Annotated in this window: 5 protein-coding genes and 1 pseudogene; 5 read left to right on the top strand and 1 reads right to left on the bottom strand. The window is 67.7% G+C overall.

What is annotated here, in order from left to right:
- Positions 1 to 399 precede the first annotated feature (399 nt).
- Complete coding sequence (locus DMC61_RS39920; protein ID WP_125695610.1) at positions 400 to 6375, top strand: hypothetical protein; 5976 nt, start codon at positions 400 to 402, stop codon at positions 6373 to 6375.
- Positions 6376 to 6707: 332 nt separating this feature from the next.
- On the opposite strand, the gene DMC61_RS39915 is transcribed toward DMC61_RS39920, so the two are convergent.
- Positions 6708 to 7343 carry a TetR/AcrR family transcriptional regulator gene (locus DMC61_RS39915; RefSeq protein WP_158634170.1) on the bottom strand — a complete coding sequence of 212 codons (636 nt, stop codon included), beginning with the start codon at positions 7341 to 7343 and terminating at the stop codon, positions 6708 to 6710.
- A gap of 82 nt (positions 7344 to 7425) precedes the next feature.
- On the opposite strand from DMC61_RS39915, the gene DMC61_RS39910 reads away from it, so the two are divergent.
- The 4 genes and pseudogenes from DMC61_RS39910 to DMC61_RS39895 form a co-directional block, all read left to right on the top strand.
- A complete protein-coding gene (locus DMC61_RS39910; protein ID WP_125695608.1) occupies positions 7426 to 8568 on the top strand; it encodes an ester cyclase in 1143 nt (380 codons plus the stop codon).
- 19 nt (positions 8569 to 8587) lie between these two features.
- Entirely contained in the window at positions 8588 to 9865 is a 1278-nt protein-coding gene (locus DMC61_RS39905; protein WP_125695607.1) for a LuxR family transcriptional regulator, read from the top strand.
- Positions 9866 to 9996: 131 nt separating this feature from the next.
- Complete coding sequence (locus tag DMC61_RS39900) at positions 9997 to 22404, top strand: hypothetical protein (protein ID WP_125695606.1); 12408 nt, start codon at positions 9997 to 9999, stop codon at positions 22402 to 22404.
- Positions 22405 to 23507: 1103 nt separating this feature from the next.
- A pseudogene (locus DMC61_RS39895) lies at positions 23508 to 23635 on the top strand (2-oxoacid:ferredoxin oxidoreductase subunit beta); the annotation flags it as partial.

Raw genomic sequence — 23635 nt, 5'->3', positions numbered from 1 at the left:
TTCCACACACCCCTTCGCGATTGGTCCGGTCACGCACCCACTGTGTGGATTTCTGGTCATCCAACGCCCCAAAATCCACACAGTGGGTGCGAAAGGTCCGGCATCGCGCAGAGCCGCTGACCAGCCCACGGACACGCCACCTCTGCCTCACCCCTCAATAACCCTCATCGCCGCTCACGCCCCCAGGAGAACCCTCAACGGAACGCCCGCCGGCGGTCCCGGACCGGGACGGGTACGCACGGTCGGTCCGTGAGGTAATTCCCTCCGATGAGACCGCCTGACTGACGCATGGCCGGTCTCAGGCGCCCGCCGAAAGCAGAATATTGCCGTCCGTGTCGGAAAGTGTCCGCTGAGTGATCAGCCAGGTACGGGGAGGGGTCCGTTGTGGGCGGGGGTGGGGTGGCCGTTCCGCCGGAGGTGCGGCGCTTTCTGGAATTCACGCTGGGGTTGTCGTGGCCGGAGAGCGACGATCGGGGTTTGGTCGCGTTGTGGAAGGCGTGGGAGGCCTTCGAGATGGCCGCCGACGTGCTGGAGGCGGCCGCCCGGGCATCGGGGGCCGGGGTGTCGCGGGAGGCCGCAGGCGAGACAGCGGAGTTCTTCGCCCGGTTTCTGGGGATGACGATCGCCGATGCGGTGGCGGGTCTGGGCGACGCGGCCGGGCGGCTGGCGAAGATGTCGCAGAACGCGGCGGCGGATGTCTACAAGACCAAGGTGATGTTCGTGGTGTTCGCCGCGTTCACCTTGGCCGCGGTCCTGCATCTGCTGGCCACGGTGGTCGGGGCGTTGTTCACCGGGGTGGTGATCGCGGCCGCCCGGGTGGCGCTGTCCGCCATCTGGCGCGCTCTGGTCGTCCAGCTGAGTCAGTTGTCGATGCGGGGCGGGTTGTCGCAGGCGACGAGGACGGCCTTGCTCACGTTCGCGAAGAATCTGACGGTCAAGACCGGCGGGTTCGCCGTGTTCGGGGCGGCGTTGATGGGCGGCACCGATTTCGGGGTCCAGGCCAGGCAGATCGCCGATGGTGACCGTGAGGGCTGGGACACCCGGTCCTTGACCTCGTCGCTGGCCGGGGGCGCGCTGGGCGGCGCGTTCGCCGGAGTCTTCCACGCGGCCGCCGGTGGAGTCCGCAGGACCGCTTTCTCCCTGCGGGACCGGCTGGAGGCCGACCCCGGGCACCTCGACGTGCTGCTACCGCGTGCCGCCGGCAGCGGCGTCCACGTCGGCGAGGTGGTCGCGGCGATCAAGGGACCGCTGACCGCGTTCGGCGACCTCGCCTACGCCCTCGGACAGTTCACCACCGCCGTCATCGCCGCCGTGCCGATCAACTACCTGCTTCACGACCCGCACGGCAATCCCTTCCTCGGCGCCCTCGGCGCCCTCTCCCGCTACGGCGGCGGCCGTACCACGACCACCGCCCATGGCGGCATCAGTCTCGACACCTTTCACCCACCCACGTCGCCCGATTTCACCATCCTCCACAACGAAAAGACCGCCTGGGACGCGGTGGGAGCACCGGCCTACGCCATCAGCTCGCACACTTTCGGCACGATTTACCGCACACCGGCTCCCCCGCCTTCCACTACCGTGACCGGCGCGATCGAACCCGCCGCGCCTGAAGCGCGCGAAACCGCGCACACGCCCGCCGCGGTGATGACCGCTCAGCCCGAGGCAGCCCCGCTCACGCACGCCGGCACGGTCCAAACCGCGGTTCCCGTGGCCGGGACATCAGCCTTCCTCGGCGCGTCCGACTCACCACAGGTTTCCCCCGCCATCGGCAGGCTCGACGGCGCCGCACCTGCCGGCATCGGCCCGGCGGGGCCGCTACGCGCCATCCCGCTCCCCGACAACGGCGGTGTCGCCTTCCTTCATGACACCTACACCGCCAACGTCCTCAACGCCTTCCCGCGCGCCGAACCCGGTGTCTACCGAGTCATCGTCGAGAGCGGTGGCGACGGCACCTTCCTGCTCCCCGGCCACCGGGATCACCCCACCCCGCGGCCACATCAGCAGCTCGCCACCACCCTCGCCGGACTTCCCCCGCAGCTGGCCACCTGGAACCGCGACACCACCATCAAGCTCTGGTCATGCGACCTCACTCAGGCTCACCACGGCCATCTCGCACCCGCGATCCGCACTGCCCTCGGCACCACCCTCGCCATCGCCCACCTCGATCGGCCCGTCACCATCACCCCCAGCGGCGCCGTCAACACCCCCGAGCCCCACCCCCCGGAAACCCTCCACCTCGGTCCCAAACGCAAGGCCACCGTGACCGACCCCGCGGGCGAACGAGCCGGCACGGACCCGAGGACCCGGGAAGCACGCGAGGCCGCCGGGGAGATTCTTCGCCTGCATGGGAACATCGGCGAGGACGTGCTGGCCTCGCATCTGCTCTCCGCGGGTTTCACGGACCTCAGGCACTCCGATGCCGTGAAAGCGATCGTCCAGGCGCAATCGACGCTGAAGAAGACCGGAGAGCTTTGGAGCCCCCGATTCGTGGGCGCGTCCCACCCCGGGAAGTTCGACCTCGACGCGCCGGACGAGCTGACCGTCTGGTTGTGGTGGCAGGCGGTCGCGCGCCCCGAATTGTCCGTCACCGAGCTCGCGCGGGCGGCGCAGGCGGCGGGATTCACGGTCACCGACCCCGCCGATTTCACCTTGTTCGCCGTGTCCGCGGTCAAGGCCGCCGAGGACGACGGTCGCCGTGACCCGGAGTTGCGAATCGACAGCGCGGAGGACGGCCCGGCGATCGCGGCACGGCTCGATCGGATCCTCGGCGATGCCACCCATACCCCGGAACAACGGGCCGACCCGGCCTATCTGACCGCGGCGTTGACGCGGCGCCACGTGAGTGGACAGCGGCACAGGATCCGGGCGCTGGTGGCCGCACGCTTGCGTGCCCGGACGACGGCACCGCCCTCGCCCACGGTCCGGCCGGATCCGCTTCCGCGACCGGCCCGGACCTTCCTCGGCCGATCGCTGGACATCGGTACGGCTTCGGACCGGTCCTTGATCGAGAAGCTGATCTACATCGCGGTCTGGTCGGACAAGACCGCCACTCCGGAGGAACTGGCTGGACGGTTGATCACCGACGAGTTCGTGAACGGCCCCCTGGCAGATCTGCGGGAACTCGTCTCAGGCGTGATGGCCACCGCGAACCGCAACGGTGACCGGCTCGCGCCGCTGTCCGTCACCGACCACGCGCACGCGACCGAGGTGATGGACCGGGCCCTGGGAATCGCCCTCGGCACGCCACGTCTCCGTGATCCGGGACAGCTGGCCGAACTGATCAACCACCTGCGCATGCGGCGCATCGGCGGACCGAACCAAGCCGTGAAGGAACTCGCCGTTCTCACCCAGCAGACCGTCGCGGGTCTGCCACCGGACGCGGTGGTCGTCGACGGGGTGTCCGTGGCTCCGCTCGACTTCCCCGCGGCGAAACTCGATCCCTCCGACTCCCGCGACCAATCGGCCATCGACGAACTGGCGCGGGCGGTCGTCATCGAACACGGCCGGCTCAGCAGGCCCACCTTGTTCGCCCTGCTTCGGCAAGACATCGCCAACAAGCCCGGTCTTTCCGCGGTGGTCGGCCGCGCCGTCGATCAAGTCGAATCCGAGGGCCGGTCATGGCACCCCGCCTACGGCGGCCGGGAAGCACTCGACGACGGGGACTACCAGGTCTCCGGCTCGACAGAGCCGGCAGAACTGACGGCCCTGCTGTGGATACTGGTGATCGACCACCCTCGAGAGTCCCGGCGGGAGATCGCGCGCCAGGCCGAACAGGCCGGCTTCAGAGGCCACGAGCAGGTGCTTCTGGACATCGATCGGTTGATCGACCTCGCCGTGCGCGAACAGCGGCGCCATCCGATCCTGGAGATCACGGAACCGGCCCATCGCCCCGCCATCGACGAGCTGATCGCCGCGCTGCTCACCGATGCACAGCGCGGTGGATCGACACGTCCCACCGGGTCGATCCTCAAGCTCCTGCGCGCACACAACGTCGTCGGCCGTTACACCCCCCTGTCGGACGCGGTGCATGCCGTCCGGACCCGGCTCGACTCGACGGAGACGACCGGTGCGGCCGAACCGCCTGTTCTGCGAGAGAGCGGGACGTTCGCGGGCCGGCTGCTGGACGCCGACGTACTCACGGACCAGCCTGCGGTCGCGAAACTGGCTTACGCCGCGGCGTGGGCGGACAAAAGCGCGGACACCAGGCGACTGGTCGCCCGAGTCGAGAGGGAAGGTGTCACCGGATCACCCGAGACGCTCACCCGGCTGGTGGCCGATTCGATGGCCGAAGCCACCCGGAACGGCGACCGTCTCGAAACCCTGTCCGCCGCGGACAGCGAAGCGCTCGACGCCATCCATGCCCGCACCCTCGACATCCTGCGTTCCGAACCGCACCTTCGCACCCCTACGCGGTTGAACGAAGTGATCGCCCACATGCGTATCCGGCGGATCACCGGACCTCAGCGCCGGCTGGAGGAAATCGCCGGTACCGCGCTGCGGACACCACAGGAATTCACGTCACTCGATGAGGCGCCGTTCGCCCGTCTCCGCCGGCCGCCCGAGCCCGATCACAACTGGGGCAGAGATCCCGTAGGCCTTTCCTCCCTGGCGAAAGAAGTTCTCACTGAACACGGCAGGATCGACCGGGAACAGCTGGTTCGCTATCTGAGCTTCAAGGGCGTGACCACGGATGCTTGGGCGCATCCGGCGCTCACCGCCGAAGTGACTCTGGCCAAGGCCGACGGTTCGCTCTGGCAACCCACCTACCAGGGGATCGCGGGATCGACCGACCCGGAACACCGCACCGCCGTGCTGTGGCAGCTGGTGGTCGACTATCCGAACGCGACGGCGATCGAAATCGTGCGCCTGGCGTTCCACGCTGGGCTCGGCGGCCGGTTGGGCCTCGTCACCGAAGCCAAGCGGGTCATCGCCGCCGCGGAGCGGCATGGACGGCGCCATCCGATCCTCAACATCGCCGACCGGATGAAGGACAGCTCGGTTCACGAACTGATCGACGCTGTCCTCATCGCCGAACCCCGGCTCGATCCCGGTGCCGTCGTTCTGCGCCTGTACGACCTCAACCTTCGAGGTACGAGGAATTTCCTTCGCGTGGCGGTCGCCGATCGGCAGCGTGCACTGGCCAATGTCCCACCCGAGGAAGGCGACATCGCGGCCGCGCGAAAACGCTTGACGCTCACGCCCGATCCGACGTTCATGGACGACAAGCTCGACGCCGGTGATCCCACCGATCGTGTGATGATCGAAAAACTCGCCTACGCCGCGGCCTGGGCGCACAAAACCGAAAGCGCCGACAAGATCCTCGTCCGGCTGGCGGCCAACGGTGTCACCGGGTCACACGACGTGCTGGCCGGGCTCGTCGCGCGCGTCATCGAAAGCGCCGATCGCCACGGCGACCGGCTCGTCCCGCTGACCGCCGCGTTGTCCACGCACCACCACGCCATCCGGGAACGTACCTCCGACATCCTGGCGAAATTCCCCCAGCTGCGGCATTCCGCGACGCCGTACCCGGTGAACAAGCTCGCGGCGCAGATGCGGCGTCATCACATCACCGGTCCGCAGACCACGCTGCGGGGGATCGCCGAAGCCGCCCTCGGCACCGATCCCGCGTCACCGTCCAGGCCCCTCGTCCTGCGTTCGGGGAACCCCGGCTCCCTCCCGGCCGCGCTCGATGCCACCGCCGAGGCCGATCTCGAGGCGATCTACCGGCGCACCAGCGACCTCGTGCTCCAGCTGACGAGAACACTGGCCACGTCCGGAAAGCTGTACGAGGACTCCCGGTCGTTGCACAACCCCGACAATCCCCACCGATTCTTCGCACTGATGAGACACATGACCGAGAACGGCATCTTCGGCCCCGAGGAGACCCTGCTCAAGCATGCCGAGACCGTTCTCCAAGTCCGCACAGACCGCCCGGTACCCGGAAAGTATTCGATCCCGTTCCCCGTCGCCGGCGAATCAGTGAGACTCGTTCCACTGCACAACGGTGTCGCTTTCGTGACCGACGCCGACGCCCCCGCCGTGCTCAGTGCCTTGGCGCGGCCCGCGGCCGAGGTCCTGCGCCTCGTCGCCCCTCGTGAGGACGGCGCCTTCCTCGTCCCCGGCTCTGACGGCACCCTCGCACTGGCCGACGCTCAGCGGCTTCTCGACATCACCGCCGCATTCGCCCTCACACTGACCAACTGGGACAGCTTCACCAAACTCGAAATCTGGACTTCCGCCACCACTCCGCTGCGCGAGGAACTCGCCGAACTCGTGAAGAACCATCCCGATCTCGGGCACCTCACCCTCACGATCCGAGGACCGGCGCTCAGTAGGCCGTTCATGTTCGCGCCTGCTCCAGGGCCTCGGTGAAGGCCGTAAGCGAAGATCGTCAATTGGCTCGCGCGAGCCGATCCTGTGGGGGTCGACCCGAAGCGCTCCAGCAGCACTCGATGTCGCGAAAGCCACTTTCAGGACATCAAGCATCCCGAAAGTGGCTTTCGCGACACCCGAACCAGGCAGACACGCGAGCGTCGAGCACAGAGTTCTCCCCGATCGTTCCGTCGTCGGCGCAACAGGAAGAAAACTGTTGGCGCGACGGTACTTCCATGATCACGATCGGTCCAACGTCAGCAGTTGATCAAGAAGCGGCCCTGCCCGTTTACCCCTGCTCCTCGCACTGCGGGAGCGGGCGGCGGCCTAGGTCACGGTCGGCCGGCGAACAGTCGAACGGCCTCGGCCGCCCAATCCCGCCACTGCTCGGTCGTCCAGCCACGCTCGACGCAGAACTTCGTATAGGTCTCGATGCTGACCAAACCCCACACGATGTCGACGATGCGGTCGTCCGCTTGGCGCCCGTAGACCAGTTCGAGCATTTCGGACATGGTCGTCCGCCGCCCCGCTTCGAGCTCGGTGCACCAATCAGCCACCTCGGGATCACCGGCGGCCGCCTCGTTCAACGCTCTCCAGAGCCGGGAAACGGGACCGGAGTAGATCTGCCCGGCGATCGCGATCGCACCCTGCAGCCTGCGATCCGGCGGCTCCGCGCTCAGCTTGCGGTAGGGCTCACGCTCCACGAGCGGAACCGGTTCCGCGTCGCCCACTATGGCGACGTCCATGGCGGCGCGCAGCAGGGCCTTCTTCGATCCGAAACCGCTGTAGACCGTCTCGACGGCGACCCCGGCCTCCGTGGCGATGGCACCCACCGTGGTCCGGGCCCACCCGTTCCGGGCGAACAGGTCCACCGCCGCGTCGAGGACCTCCTGCCGGGTCTGCTCGACCTGCCGGGCCCGAAGCGCGGACCGATATCTCCGCGGCTTGCCCGCCGCACCCTTGGTCACGGTTGCGATGGTACAGCACACCCTGATTCAATACAGTGGCATTCCAGCGGATTACTGGACCGCATCTCGGCAAGGAGATGACATGCCAACCCCGCACCAGCCACCCCCGCCGGACACAGCCGTGGACGTGCGCGACATGCTCGTCGCCCATCAGGCGTTCCGGCGGGAGTTCCGGCTCGCCCCGGCGGCCGTCGAGCGCGTCGCCGCCGGTGACCGTCGCCAGGTCCGGAGAGTCGCGAAGCACCTGAGATTCCTGATCCGCCTCCTCGATCACCACCACACCGGAGAAGACCGGCTGCTCTGGCCGAAGCTCCACCATCGGGTGCCCGACCAGCTGAATGCCCTCGTGACGGCGATGGAACACCAGCACGAACAGCTGCACACACTCCTCACCGCCGTCTCAGAACAGGTCACCGCCTGGGTGGCACGCGCCGACACCGAAACGCGTGGCCGGCTCGCCGACACACTCAGGCTCCTGTCCCAGGCTCTGGACGAGCACCTGAACGACGAAGAGGACCGGATCCTGCCGCTGGCCGCGCGGCACCTGGATATGGACGAATGGCAGGAGCTGGAGCGTGACGGCATCGGCGCCCTGCCCAAGACCCGGGCGGCGCTCGCCTTCGGGATGCTCATGTACGAAGGCGATCCCGAAGTCGTGTCCCTCATGCTCGGCCGAGCCCCCGCGCCGGCCCGGATACTCATGCCCCGCCTCGCACCGCGCGCCTACGCACGTCACGCTCGCCGCATCCACGGAACACCGGCTCCCGAAACCCCTACGGTCACGGGCTCAGGACTCGAGACCGTCGCCCGGCGGGTGTACACGGATTTGTGGAACGACCGGCGGTACGACGCCGCCGACGACCTCTTCCATCCTGATTTCATCTCCCCCGCCGCCCCCGAACTCACCGGCGGAGCCGCGAAGCTCGCCGCCATCCGCGGCTACCACGCGGCCTTTCCCGACTTGAAGGTCACCATCGACCAGGTGGTCACCTCCGCCAGTCAGGTCGCGGTCCGCTGGACCATCACCGGAACCGATACCGGCGGCCTCCGCGGCAGGCCGCCCACCGGGCGGACCGTCACGACCTGGGGCGTCGACTTCCTCGAATTCGAGGACGGACGCATCGTCCGGGACTGGGTCGGGACCGATTGGCTCGGCACTCTCGTTCAACTCGGCGTCATTTCGTCTCCCTGGGCGAAACCCGCGCCGGGAAGCGTCCAAAGCTAGCCGATGGTGTTCGTCCACGATGGGAGCGCGTTCTGTGATCGGCACCGAAACGAACCGGCATTTCGTTCAGGCGCACGCGGTGGAGGTTCCGGCGCAGGCGGAGTCCCCGGAAACGCCGAGAGTGGCCGCGCACCACGATTGCCACGCCGCCAAGGCCATGGCGGTCGGTATGCGGGGATTCGACCGGCCCTTGGCGACCCGGCTGGCCGATCGCGCGCTCACCACGGCACCGTGCGGAGACGACCTCCGCTGCGTATGGCGCGCGATGTCGGTGCTGCTCATCGCCCGCGCGCTTCCGGCGGCCGACGCGCATTGCGCCCGCCTCGCCCGGACCACTCATTCCGCGGGATCGCCCACGACCCTGATGTGGCCGCTGCTCCGAGCCCAGATCGCCCGGCTGGCGGGTGACCTCGACGGCGCCCGGACCGCTCTCGAAAACCTCGTCGGCCCGGGAATTCCGCGCGGTATTCGCCACGTCGCACTGGCCTGGCAGCTCGAAACCTTGGTCCGGGCGGGCGAACTGGAGAAGGCCAAGGAGTCGGCCAGGGAAAACGACCTCGACGGCCTGATCGGCCGCTCGACCGTCCACCACCCGCTGTTACTCGCCGCACGGGGGACCATCCGGCTCGCCGAAGGACGCGGCCAAGGCGCGCTGTCCGATTTCCTCGCCTGTGGGAACGTGCCCGCCTTCGAGCACATGGCCCTCCCCACCGTGCTCCACTGGCGCGCCATGGCCGCTTTCGCCGCCATCGGATGCGGTCGCCCGGACCTGGCGAGTTCACTGGCCGACGACGAACATCGAACGGCGAAGCATTACGGCACCCCCGCCGGTCTCGGCTACGCGCTGTACGTGAAGGCGATGGTCGCCGATCGAGGCGAGTCGCTCGCGTTGCTTTCCGACGCGGTTTACCTGCTCGAGGTCGCGGGCGCCCGTGTCGAGCTCGTCGCGGTCCGTTTGGCGTTCGGCCGGGAACTGATGGCGGTCGGGGAACTCAGCCGCGCGGCGGACCAGCTTTCGCTCGCGGCGGAGCTGTCCCGGCAGATCGGCGACCGGCGGACGACCGAGAAAATCGGCCTTGAGCTGAGCAGATTGGGCGAAACGCCCACACGGGGGACGCTCAGCCCGCAGGAACGCCGTATCGCCGGCATGGCTCGGGCCGGTCTCAGCAACAAGGAGATCGCCGCGAGGGCCGGGCTGACCGTGCGAACCGTCGAATTCCATCTGTCCGGCGTCTACCGCAAGCTCCGCGTGTCCGGACGCAAAGAGCTGCTGTCTCCTGGGATCACCATCGACTGACCCGACGGGCCAGCGAGGTGATTCCCTCCAGTTACCGCCGAACGAGCATTACTTGTCGGTAACCGTCCCGAGCGCCTCGCATGATGGCTTCGGCATGATTCGTGGGCCGTTTCAGGAGGGGTGTCGCCGCGGTGAGCAGTGGTGGTGTGCACATTCCTGCCGATGTCCGGCGATTCCTGGAGTTCACGCTGGGGCTCTCGTGGCCGGAGAGTGACGATCAGGGTCTGGTCGCGTTGTGGAAGGCGTGGGAGGCGTTCGAGGACGCGGCAGGGGTGTTCGAGGCCGCGTGCCGGGCCGCCGGGACCGCGGTGCCGGACGTCTTGGAGGGTGCCACCGGGGAGTTCTTCGCCCGTTTCCTGAGCACCACGATCTCCGACGGCGTGGCGGGATTGCGGGAGTCTTCGGGCGAGCTCGGGCGCATGGCCCAGAACGCGGCCGCGGATGTGTACAAGACCAAGGTGATGTTCGTGGTGTTCGCCGCGTTCACCCTGGCGTCGGTCCTGCACCTGCTGGCCACCCTGATCGGTGCCCTGTTCACCGGCGTGGTGATCGCCGCCGCGCGGGTGGCGCTGACCGCGATCTGGAAAGCGCTGGTCACCCGGCTCGGGCAGCTTTCGGTCACCGGCGGCCTGTCCCAAGCCACCAAAGCGGCGTTGCTCAAGGCCGCGAAAGACCTCGCGCTCAAGACCGGCGGATTCGCCGCTTTCGGCGCCGCGTTGATGGGCGGCACCGACTTCGGCGTCCAAGCCCGCCAGATCGCCGACGGTGACCGTGATGGCTGGGACACCCGATCACTGACCTCGTCACTGGCCGGGGGCGCACTGGGCGGGGCGTTCGCGGGGGTGTTCCATTCCGCCGCCGGCGGAATCCGCAAGATCGCGTTCGATCTGCGTGACGGACTCGCGTCCCGTGAGCCCGGCGGCCTCTTCGCCGACGGCGTCACCATCGGCCAAGTCACCACCGCCGTCGACGGCCCCCTCGCCGCCCTAGGCGACCTCGTCTACGCCACCGGCCAGATGATCACCGTCATCGTCACCGCACCCCTGATCAACCTCGCCCTCGGCGCCCCCGCCGGCAATCCCGCCCTCGGCGCGCTCGGCGCCCTGTCCCGCTACGGCGGCGGCCGCGGCGGCGGATCCACCGGCGGCGGCGGCGCGCTCGACTCCGTTCACCCGCCTGTCCTGCCCGATTTCTCCATTCCCGCCAAGGACGAACCGGACACCAAGGCAGACCCGGGCACTGGAAAGCCTGCCGGTCCCGAAAAGTTCACCACCGAAACCACAGGCACCCCGGAGAAAGCCGAACCCCCACCGCCCTACACCGCCACGGAAGCCACCGACTTCCGCGCGGACAAGACACCCGCCTACACCAGTTCTCATGCTCTCGGCGCCTTATTCGCCACAACGCCGACAGGATCCGCAGAAGCGGCGACGTCTGCTTCGATCGCTACGGCACCGCCCTTCGCCGCCACGGAGCGCGCAGAGCAGGCATCGGCGGCCGGTGTTCCCGGGTCGGGCAAGTCCACGATCACAGCGGCACTGCCGTCCGCCGTCACCCCCGGTCAGCCGAGTCGACCCGAGATCACCACGGCCTCGATGCCGGCATCGGCCATGACCTCGGCACCCACCGGCCTACCGGCGACGGCGGAGCCTGTCTCACCAGCGGCGGTGGCCGCCACGGATTCCGGAACGGTCAAGCCCGGCAGCACCGGTCTTCCCGCCCTGTCCCAGGCCGCGGAGCACACCACGGCCGGGCGTTCCTCTGCGACAGCCGCCTTCCTCGCCGGCTCCGCACCGCCGAGCCGTCCCGATCCCGCCGACCTCAACACCGGCCAGGACAGCCCTCGGCCGTTGCGGACCGTCGCGCTCCCGGGCCGCGGTGGAGTCGCTTTCGTCTCCGATCTCCACGCCGGCAACGTGCGTGCGGCCTTCCCGGAGCCCACCCCCGGCGTCTACCGAGTCCTCGTCGAAAGCGGCGACAACGACACCTTCGTCCTGCCCGGCCGCGACGACCTCGCCACCTCCAAGCCGCGCCACCACCTCGCCACCGCACTCGCCGGTCTCCCGCCGCACCTGGCCACCTGGAACCGCGACACCACCATCGAACTGTTGTCCTGCTATCTCACCCCTACCGACCACACTCACCTCTCCCCCCTTCTCCACGCCTCCCTCGGCACCACCACCCTCACGTTCCCCCACGCCGGCACACCCATCACCGTCCACCCCGACGGCGACGTCCGCACCATCGACACCTCCCCCGAACCCGACGAGTCCGTCCTCCACCTCGGCCCCAAACGCAAACGCGACACTCCCACCAGCACCCTCGCCCCCGAAACCCAACGGCAACTCGCCATCGCCGCCGACGACGCACTCCATCGATACGGCAGCATCGAGGCGCAACAACTGAGCCGACTCGTACCCCGCGAGTCACTCCCCCCGGAGGTGAAAGCGCCGAGCGTCGCAGCAGCGGTGTCCGCCGCTCGCGAGAGACTCAAAGCGAGTGGACAGCTGTGGACTCCGCACTACGCGGGTGCGTCCCGGTCTGGAAGATTCGATCTGGCCGAGCCCGACGAGCTGACCGTCTGGCTGTGGTGGCAGGCGGCCAGCCGCCCCGATGTTTCCGCTCCGGAACTGGTGCGTGAGGCGGTGCTGGCCGGCTTCACCCCCTATGCCGAGATGCCCGCTTTCGCCAGAAAGGCGATCGATGCCGCTGACCAGGACGGCCGCCGTCATCGCCCGGGGGACCCGCCCCGCGGGCCAGCGGCACTAGGCCGACTACTGGCGACAGGGGTGGCCTCGGACCGGAGTCTGATCAAGAAGATCATCCACGCCATGGCCTGGTCGGACAAGACCGCGACCGCGGAGGAACTGGCCGCGCGCCTGATCGCCGAGGCCGTGGTGACCGGCTCGGTGGCGGAACTGGAGACGCTGGCGCGAGGCGTGGTGGCCAACGCGGACCGCGCCGGCGATCGGCTGGTCACGCTGTCCGTCACGGATACCGAGCAGGCGAGCGAGGCGATGGACCGGGCCTTGGTCATCGTTTCCGGCACTCCGCGCCTTCGTGAACCGGAACGGCTGTCCGAACTGATCAAGCATCTGAGGATCCGGCACATCACCGGCCCGCAGGACGCGGTCGAGGAGTTCGCCGCTCGAGTGCGGCGAAAGGACATCACCGAACCGGCCGGCGGCCAAGAGCTTTCTCTCGATCCTCTGGTTCTCCGCGAGAGAGTTCTCGACATGGCCAAGCCAGAGGATAAGGCGGCCATCGGCGAGTTGGCTTCGGAAGTGGTGTCCACCTGGGGGAATACGGACAAACTCACCTTGCTGGCGGCCGTGTCGCGGGAAGGAGTCAAAAGAGAGACCTTCTGGCAGCAGGCGCTGGACCCGGTGCTCGAGCAGGCGCGGGCAGAAGGCTGGCTATGGCACCCGATTCACGCAGGTCGCGAGGGGCGAAGCTACGACCGGCAGCGGGGCTTCACCCCGGACGAACCGACCAGGCTGACCGCGTTCCTCTGGTTGCTGGCGATCAATCACCCCACTGAATCCTCGCTGGACCTGGCACATCGCGCCTACCAAGCCGGCTTCACGAACAACGAGGAACTCAAGTCGGCCGCGGAACAAGCCCTCGCCGCCGCTGTGCGCGACGGACGCAGGCATCCGGCTCTCTCGCTCGCAGACCCTGCGCACCGCGACGGAATTCGAGACCTGATCTCCGCACTCGTCGCCGGCCGTGATCCTGCCAAGCAGTCCAGGACCGACCAGTCGGTCAAAAAGGCTTTGCGTGACTATAACGTTCATGGTGCAGAAAAGGAGATCAACAAAGAAATCGCCCACGCCAGGCGAGAACACGGGCTGTCGGCGAATTCCGTCAGAACGGCCGCACTGCCGAAGTTGTCTACGGAAAAGAGGTTCGCGGGCCGCGTGCTGGACGCGAACATACTCGCTGATCATGCCTCGATCCGGACCTTGGCCTACGCCGCGGCGACGATGGACAAATTCGCGGGAATCGAGCGGCTAAGCCAGGTGCTGGCGGACGCTGGGGTCGTCACCCGGGGTGACCCGGCCGCGGAGAGCGACCTCCGTCTGTTGATCGGTGACGCGGCGGCCGATGCGACCGCGAACGGTGACCGTCTGGAGACACTGTCCATCATCGACGAGGCCGACCGGGAACTGGTGCTGGCCCGCGCGGTCGGTGTCCTGCGCTCGACCCCGGAGTTGCATGCGCGCGGCGAGGTGGGCGAACTGGTGGCGCACCTGCGGATGCGGCACATCTCAGGACCGCACACCGCGCTGGAAAAGCTCGCGCACGCCCTCCTGAGCACTCCCTTCGACGACCTGGCCGCCCACACCACCGTTCCGTGGTTCGCCCCTGCCATCCGAGCGCGCAAGCCGAATCCCGGCGATCTCGGACACCAGCAGACCGTCATCGAAGCCGCTCGAAAAATCGTCGAAGAACACGGTGATCTGGAAAACCAGACGTTGCGCCCACTCCTGAGACGGGCTGGTGCGGAATGGTCGGTGACCAACGCTTCGATAACCACCGCGAAACAACAGGCCGTGCGAGAAGGCTGGTCGTGGAGTCCTACCTATCAAGGGGTCGTCAAGCTGGACGATCCAGGGCATCGCGAGGCGATGTTGTGGCTGCTGGCCGTCGATCATCCCCATGACACCGCGTCCGATCTCGTCTACCGGGCCGAGCGAGCCGGTCTCACCCGATCTCATGACATGCACGAGCTGGCGCGCGCGGCCATCACCGCGGCGGAGTGGGACCGCCGCCGTCATCCGTTGGTGCACGTCGTGACCGAAGAGGACACGCCGCAGGTTCACGCCCTCATCGATGCCGTCCTTATCACCGAACCCGAACTCGGCGTCGACGCCACCGTTCTGCGGCTCTACGAGCACAACGTGCTGGGGCCGTGGCTAGGAACCCGCAAAGCGGTACGCGACCGGCAGGCGGCGCTGGCGGAGCATCCGCCTGACGAAACGCGGAAGGTCGATGCCGCGAACACCTTGACACTCAACCGGAAGGGGACGTTCTACGGCAGGACATTGCGTAGCGACGTGCCCGAAGACCGTGTCACGATCGAAAAGCTCGCTTATGCCGTGGTCTGGGCCCACAAGACCGATACCCCATCCGAACTCGCCCGCCGGCTGGAAGACAACGGGGTCATAGCCGAACCGGAAGCCCTCGCCGGGATAGTCGCCGCCGTCGTCAGGCTCGCCGACCACCATGGTGACCGGCTCCAGCGGTTGTCGGCCGACCTGCCCACCCATCGCGAAGCCATCCGCCGCCGTACCCTCGAAATCGCCATAGCCCACCCCGACTCCCGGGAACTGACCACCCCTGACCTCGTCCGGCTCATGCGCCAACGAAACACCACCGGCTCGCGGAACCACCTGAGCGAAGACGCGGACACCGTGCGCGCCCTGCTCGCCCAGGCCACACCCCACGTCGCCGGCGGCCCCGAACTCGGGGTCCCGGTCGACTTCGGCGGGCACGAGGTCCGTGTCATCCCCCGCCGGCACGGCGCCGGATTCGTGACCGAGTCCTTCGGCCGCCACATCCTCAATGCCCGTGTCCCCGAGCAGGAGGGCGTTTTCGACCTTTTCGCCGCGCAGCGGAACGACTACTACTTCCTGCCGGGATACCGATCCGGTGTCGTTCCCAGCACACCGGATCGGTTCCTCGCCGGCTTGGCGGGCCTGCCCGCGCGACTGGTCGTCTGGAGCGCGGTCAAGGAAATCCGGCTCTGGGCCTGCGACCTGGACACCCGTCACGTCACCCACCTCAATCGGCTCATGCTCGATCCCGCGTTCTCCGTGCTCGGCCACGTCACCATCACCGCCGCCCGGCCGGGTGAACCCATCCTCATCGCCCCCGACGGCAGGATCCATACCGCCGACGACGGCACCCTCCCCGCCGATACCCTCCATCTGGGCCGTAAGCGCAAAATCGACGAGACCGGCGACGCGACCACAAGACTGAACGCGCTCACTCCCGACGCCCGGAAGAAAATCGTCGACACGGCGAAAGCCCTTTTCCTTGAGTTCGGCAACATAAGCGTCGACGACGTGGCACCGCTCACCAGACAGCAGGATGCCGAGGGAGTCAGACGCGACGACTACCGGACGCTGACCCTACAAGCGAGAAACGAACTCAAGGCAGCCGGTGACTTGTGGGCTCCCCTTTACCGCGGAGCATCCCGAAAGGGCGTGTTCGATCCGAACGATCCCGATGAACTGACGACGTGGTTGGCCTGGCAGGTGACTTCCCGTCCCGACGCCGAAGTCCCGGACTTGGCGCTGACGGCGCAGAAAGCAGGATTCACCAACTCCCGCACCGAATTGCGCGGCTATGCCCGGCAAGCGCTCAAGATCGCCGAGGACGACGGCCTCCGGCTCGGCCGGGCTCCGGCGTTCCTGGGGCGGTCCTGGGACGTCGCCGTCCATTCGGACCGCCGGGTGATAGAGAGGATCGCGTATGCGGCGGCGTGGTCGGACAAGGACGCCGACGCCGGCGCAGTGACCGACCACCTGTCAGCGCGGGGGGTCACCGGACCGCGCGAGGAAATGCTGACGCTGGTCAGCGCCGTGGTGGACGACGCGACCCGCAACGGCGACCGGCTCGGGCCGTTGTCCGTGGCCGATCCCGCCCGGCAACCCGCCCTGGTGGACCGCGCTCTGGGTATCGTGTTCGGCTCGCCGGAATTGCGGGAGGCGGCGCGGCTGAACGAGTTCGTGAAGCATCTCCGGATCCGTCATGTCACCGGTTCGCAGGAGGACTTGAAACGCTTCGCGGCCGACATCCAAGGCATCCCGGATCTGCCTTCCGCGCCCGCGGTGGTGGCCGGGCAGTACTTGCTTCCCCTCGGACGCCAGACCATCGAAGAGATGGCCAGGAGAATCGTCATCGAACAGGGTGTTCGCAGCCGTCGCACCTTCTTGGTGAACCACCTGAAGCGCGAAGCCGCGTCACAGACCGGCATGGACCCCGTGATCACCCGCGCGGTGGAGCAGGTCGAAAACGAAGGGCTGGCCTGGCATCCTGTTCATCGAGGTCAAGAAGCACGGGAATATCACCATCGGCGAGGTTTCTCGCCTGCCGAGCCCACTGAGCTGACAGCTTTCTTATGGCTGCTCGTCGTCGACCATCAGCAACTGTCCGCGCCCGAAATCGCACGCCTCGCCGGGGATGCCGGCTTCGCCGAAAGCGATGAGCTGCACCTGGCGGTGACCCAAGCCATCGCGGCCGCGGTGCGTGAACGACGGCGGCACCCGATACTGTCGATCACCCGGCCCGACCACCGCCCCGCGATCAATACGCTGATCGCCGGCCTCCACGCCGCGGACCCCGAAGCCGACGACGCGGCGATTCTGACTCGCCTGCGCTCGTACAACGTCACCGGAAAGCCGGAGAGCCTGACCAACGTGGTCAGGGCCGGGAGAAACGCGTCCGGCACCCCGTCCGCGGTGCCGGTCCTGCGCTCCGGCGGAACGTTCGCCGGCCGGACGCTGGACGTCGACGTACTCGCCGACGTGAAGGCGATCGCCAGGCTGGCCTACGCCGCGGCTTGCGTGGACAAGACCGCGGACATCGGGCAACTGGTCTACCGGCTGGCAGGGGAAGGCGTAACCGGATCGTACGAAGCATTGAACCGGCTGGCCGGCGAGGCGATCACCGAGGCGACTCGCAACGGCGATCGGCTCGAAACCCTGTCGATCTTCAACGCCGCCGACGTTGACAGCATCCGAAGCCGTGTTCTCGACATCCTGCGGTCCGAACCGGCCCTGCGCGGCCCGGACCGCGTGTACGAACTGATCTCGCATATGCGTATGCGACGTATCACCGGTCCTCATCAGTTCCTGGAGAAGCTGGCCCGCGACCTGCAGGGCGAGGCACCTGCCCAGCGCGGTGAGCCGCCCTTCGACCCCGTTCGGCGCGTGTACGGTTCCGATTCCGCGACAGCACGGAGACAGAAGATCGACGAACTGGCCCGCGAGGTGGTCGCCGAGCACGGTGCTCTCAGTGTCGCCACTCTGGCCAGTTACCTGACCCTGGCAGGCGTCGTCGCGTCGAACGAGGCCACGCAGGCCATCACGAGGGCGGTGCGGCAGGCTCAGGACGATGGCACGCAGTGGCTTCCCACCTACCGGGGTGTCGGGAGGTACTTCGACGAAGGTCACCTCGATGCAGTGCTCTGGCAACTGGCGATCGACCATCCGCAGGCCGGGCCACTAGAGATCGCCCGGTTGAGCGAGCACGCCGGTTTCGCCGGGACACCGACACGACGCCAGGAGGCTGAGAGGGCCATCGCCGCCGCCGAAAGGGATCGGCGCCGCCATCCCCTTCTCCCAGTGAGCGACCACGCCAAGGATCCGAGGGTCGACGAACTGATCGACGCGCTGCTTCTCACCGAGCCCGGACTCGACGTGGATTCGCAGATGCTGCGTTCGTTCGAATACAACCTTTCCGGACGCGTGCGGGAAATCCGCGAGCAGATCGTCATGCGAACTTCTCAGTTGACGAGCACACCGCCGGATCCCGGTGTGCTGGCCCGCGCCCGCGCGATCCTGACCCTCCAGCCCGGATGGACGTTCCGCGGAAGGAGGCTCGACGCCGGCACTCCGGCCGATTTCGCCACCATCGGGACGGTGGCCTACGCCGCGGCATGGGCGCACAAGTCCGAAGGCCCCGACGAACTCGTCGACCGGCTGATCCAGAACGGGGTCGTCGGCACACGGGAAGCGCTCAGGAGGTTCGCCGCCGAGGCGATCACCGAGGCGATCGGCCACGGCGATCGGATAGCCACCTTGTCGGCGGACCTGTCCCCCCATGAGATCTTCATCCACGACCGCGTCAACTGGATCGTGGGGAAGATCCCGGGGTTCGCCGAGCTCGACGGCCCGCGCCGGACAACGGAATTGGTCCGGTCGATGCGGCGGCACCGGATCACCGGATCTCAACGAGCCCTGCGTGCCGTGGCCGAAACCCACCTTGGAGAAAGTCTCCACCTCCTGTCGCCGATCGACGCCGGGCCCCTCCTCGCGGGCGGTACCGCGAAGATCCACTCCGTCGCCGTCATCGAGTTGCCACGGAACAGTGGTGTCGCCTTCGTCGACCCCGCTTACACTCGCAACATCACTGCCGCTTTCGCCCGCCACCGCGACCCCGGCGAGCTACCACTCGCCCTTCACCACCGCGAGGGCCACTTCCTGCTTCCCGGCAGCCCGCTCGTTTTCGGTACCCCCACCCGGCTCGCCCACACGCTCGCCGCGCTGCCCGTCGAACTGGTGAGCTGGAGCGCGATCACCAGCGTCGTGCTGTACGCGTGCGACTTCACCTCCGCCGCCGAATTCTTTCTCCAGAACGCTTTCCGGGATGTTCCGACGTTGTCCCATATCACCGTCAAGGCGAGGTTCTTCGATACGCCCGTCCATGTCGACCGCACCGGCGCCGTCTCACCCGGCGGTGGGCAGGCGCGGCCGGAGACACTCGTCCTTCACCCGGAGGCCACCGGCATCGTAAGCACCCCGCACCCCGGACCCCCGCCCAGCGAGGCCACCCTCGCCGCCGTTCGCCAGTGGCGCCCCATCACCGTCGACGACAATCTCAAGGACTTCTTCCTCACGCACGGCCACGCCACCAGAGCAGACCTCGCCCCGAACAGGAGAAACAAACTCCCCGACCGGGCACGGGCCCTGGTCGAAGCCTGGGCGATCGCCACCGCCACCGGCAAGGAAAGACTGTCGGCCGCGGAGGTGGCGAGCCGATCCGGCGATCTCGTCTCGGAGTCCACGGTCCGCGTGTGGAGACGCCGGTGGGCAAAGGACAACGCCGTCGAGACCTCCCCGAGTGAGGCGGCCTTGGCTGCCGTGCGCACCTGGCGCCCGACAGCAGGCGACGACAACCTCAAACACTTCCTCCTCACCCACGACCACGCCACCGAAGAACAACTCACCCCAGACGCCGGCGGCAGGCTCCCCGCCTACGGACTGGCCCTCGCCAAGGCCTGGGTGCTCGCCACCGCGGCCGGGCCGGCGAAACTGAGCACGAGCGAAGCGGCGGCGTACTCGGGCGGGCTGTTCGTGCGCGCGACGGTAGTCACCTGGCGGCAGCCCGACGTCGACCGGCGGTTGCCTGGAGAAGCCACCCTGGCCGCGGCGCGCGCGTGGCGCCCGGCAGCAGGCGACGACAACCTCAAACACTCCCTTCTCACCCACGACCACGCCACCGAAGAACAACTCACCCCGGACACTGACGGCAAACTCCCCGCCTACGGACTGGCCCTCGCCAAGGCCTGGGTGCTCGCCACCGCGGCCGGGCCGGCGAAACTGAGCACGAGCGAAGCGGCGGCGTACACGGGCGGCCTGGCCACGGACTCGATGGTCCAGAGCTGGAGGCGTCAGTGGGAAGCGGTCCGCGCGGCCGAAGCGCCACTCCTCAGCGAGGCAGCCTTGGCCGCGGCGCGCGCCTGGCGCCCCAAGGCAGGCGACGACAACCTCAAGCACTTCCTCCTCACCCACGACCACGCCACCGAAAAGCAACTCACCCCAGACGCCGTCGGCAGACTCCCCGCGTACGGAGTGGCCCTCGTCAAAGCCTGGGCACTCGCCACCGCCACCGGTCCCGGGAGCCTGAACGGCAGCAAGGCCGCGGAACACGCCGGCGGCCTCGCTTCGAACGTGACGATCCGGAGCTGGCGACGTCACCAAGAGGCGGTCAACGCGGTCGAAACACCACCTCCCCACGAGGCTGCCCTGGCCGCCGCACGCGCCTGGCGCCCGGCAGCAGGCGACGACAACCTCAAACACTTCCTCCTCACCCACAGCCACGCCACGGAAAAGCAACTCACCCCAGACGCCGCCGGCAAGCTCCCCGACTATGGACTGGCCCTCGTCAAAGCCTGGGTGCTCGCCACCGCCGCCGGACCGGCGAAACTGAGTTCCGCCCAAGCCGCCGCACGCTCCGGTGGCCTCGTCGCGGACACCACGGTGTCGAGATGGCGGGCCAGGGTTCGCCAAAACGCGGCGACAGCGGATACCTCTCCGGGAGGCGAGGTGTCCCAGCTGCAGATTCGGCCGTCGAAGCGGCGCAAGACCCTGCCCGGTACGAGCGGGCCGGAGTTCGTGATCCCCGCCGACATCCGGGAACTCGTCGTCGGGTTCGACCCGGAGAAGAACCGGAGCCACCCTTCGCTGTGGGCGCTGCTGGAACATTTGCGGGCGACCCGCCTGCCCGGCCTGGACCTGACTCGCGACAGCGCGGGACTACCGACCTCGATCACCACCCAGAGCCTGGTCCGAGACTGGGCCACCGCCCGGGCCCCGCACTACCCCGGGGACTGGATCGCGAAAATGTCCGGCTGGGCGATCTCGCCCGCCCAGGCCGAAGAACTGTCCGGCCGGATCGTGACCCAACGCGAGATCAGGATCGTGTGGGAAGACCAAGGACGACGACGTACCGAGCTCGCCGCCCCCGAAGGACCGGCCGACACCTACGTCTCCCGCGCCTTCCACTACGGCCTGCGCCCCATCCACGGCATGGACGACATGTTCTACTGGCGCGATCCCGCCGACCCCCTCTACAAAGTCGCTCCCCGCTTCGCCGGACCCGACGGCGACATCCACCCGGTGATCCGCGCCAACGCCGACAAGATCACCGCGAAAATCGTCAACGGGAAGAACAACCTCAAAAGGATCGCCGCGGACCCCGACGACCACAAACTCGCCCGCACCGACGCCGCCACGTTCACCCGGATCTTCCGCACCCTGGAAGAGAACATCACCGCCGAGATCCGCCGCATCGTCCGCACCTCCACCAACCCCACCCCCGGCACGATCACCGAAGCAGCCCTGGGCCCGACCGATCCCGACCGACCCGTCTACGTCGGTCAGGTGCTGCCCGAACACGTCGCCGCCCACGAACAACGCCTCGTCGGCCAACTCGGCCTCTACCTCACCCACCCACCAGGCACCGTCCCCGACGACCGGCAACCAACGCTCCGCAACGGCCGCGTCCTCGGCATCTACGCCGGCGCCCACTTCGGCAAGACCTACATCGTCCCCAGCCAGATAGACGGACGCCACGACCTCGAAAAACACTGGAAACAAAGACACCCCCACTACCCCGCCTACAACATGTACGCCGGACGCGGGGCCAACCCCGAGCAGATCACCGCCGAAGGCGCGGGCAACTCCACCGCCTTCGCCAACTCCGCCACCCTCCCCACCGGCGGCATCGACCAAACCCGCGTCAACACCGTCCTCCTCGACATCGAAGTCACCCTCCCCAACAAAAACAACCCCGCCAAACACACCACCATCGGCGCCAACGCCTACATCGCCCTCGACAACGCCTTCGACCCCACCACCAACCCCCACGGAGCCATCCTCGTCGACTACAGCGACCACTACGACTTCACCAGCAAAGAAAAAACCTTCAAAAGAGAAGACCCCGACGAGCCCGTCGGGATCTCCCACCTGGCATACCAGCAATCCATCAACACCGACGGCATCATCACCACAAGCCGGCCGCGGTGACCTCACACTCGCCCGGCCCGACCGTCGTTCCGTCCTCGAAGCCGGTCGCGCGTACCTAGAGCGGCGGGGCGAACGTAGCGGTCGGGAGGAGGTTGTCACCGACGCTGGAGCGGAGGTGGTGGGAACGTAATTGTCAGTGGAGGACGAGGACCGCGATCAGCGCAGTGGTCACCCACCACAGCGTGTCCCGGTGAGCACGAGGTGGAGATCGATCGCCTCCGCCGCGCGGGTTCCCTGCATGGCGCCAACATCGGCGGGGCGCCGGGACCCAGCGTCTTCGCACTCACTGTCGCGGCTTGCCCCCGCTTTCCGTCGAGCCGCTCAACAGGACACCGCGAGGCCTGCGAGCGGAGAGGAGCTGAGAGAGCGGATGATGAGCCGAGTACGGCAGGTGCCGAGATCACCAGTCCCGCAGTGGCTGCCGACGAGGCAGTCGAATCGGCTGAGGCGACCGCCGAGCGGCAAATGTGGTTCTACCACCTCACCGAAACGGCGAAAAGCCGCATACCGACAGGCGCGGAACTCGACCACGGTGCTGACCCCAACGACTACGGCCGGGGTTCTTCAGCGGTGGCGCGATACGGGCCGCGGCCCTGCCTGTCAGGGAGAGCGGTTGACTCGATCCCTCGCCTCGGCGTCCACGCCGGTGGACGGAGGCACTTCAGGCCAAGTTGTCGTTCCGACAACATCGAAAGCACGGGTGACGCATGGAGGCCAACCGTCCATTCATTGATGATCTTTGCACTTTTGTCCAGAGTTTCAGGCCGCCGCAGCCACCATGCCGCATCATCGTCTGACGGCCACCACCCCAGGCCGCGCCCACCAACGCCGAGAATCGTTCGTCCTGGAAAAGCCGAGGAGCGGCACATGTGTGAAGCCGTAAATGGTGAGACGTCACAAACTGGCTGCCGCGGCGTCCGCAAGGTGGCGACTCAGGTTGTGAACGAATCGCACCAAGACTCGCGCCAGAGCGTCCCCGATCACAGCCATGACGCACCGATCGCAACACCTTCATCTGTGAAGCGGCATCGTAAATCTCTCGCATCGATCAATACCTGCGCCTTGAACAGCAAATTATCCGAATCGGCGTACGAGACGTCCTGATGACCGCGATCGACCTGGGGATCCCCACCCTCGGCGGCTTGGACCTTGTGCCGACCGAGACCGAACCGCAGAAGGCGAAGGACTACAAGTCGGACCAGGAGGTCCGCTGGTGTCCCGGCTGCGGTGA

The sequence above is a fragment of the Amycolatopsis sp. WAC 04169 genome (genome assembly GCF_003947535.1).
GTDB classification, from domain to species: Bacteria; Actinomycetota; Actinomycetes; order Mycobacteriales; family Pseudonocardiaceae; genus Amycolatopsis; species Amycolatopsis keratiniphila.
The sequence above is the reverse complement of the archived record's forward strand: the minus strand, read 5'-3'. Positions and strand labels throughout refer to the sequence as shown.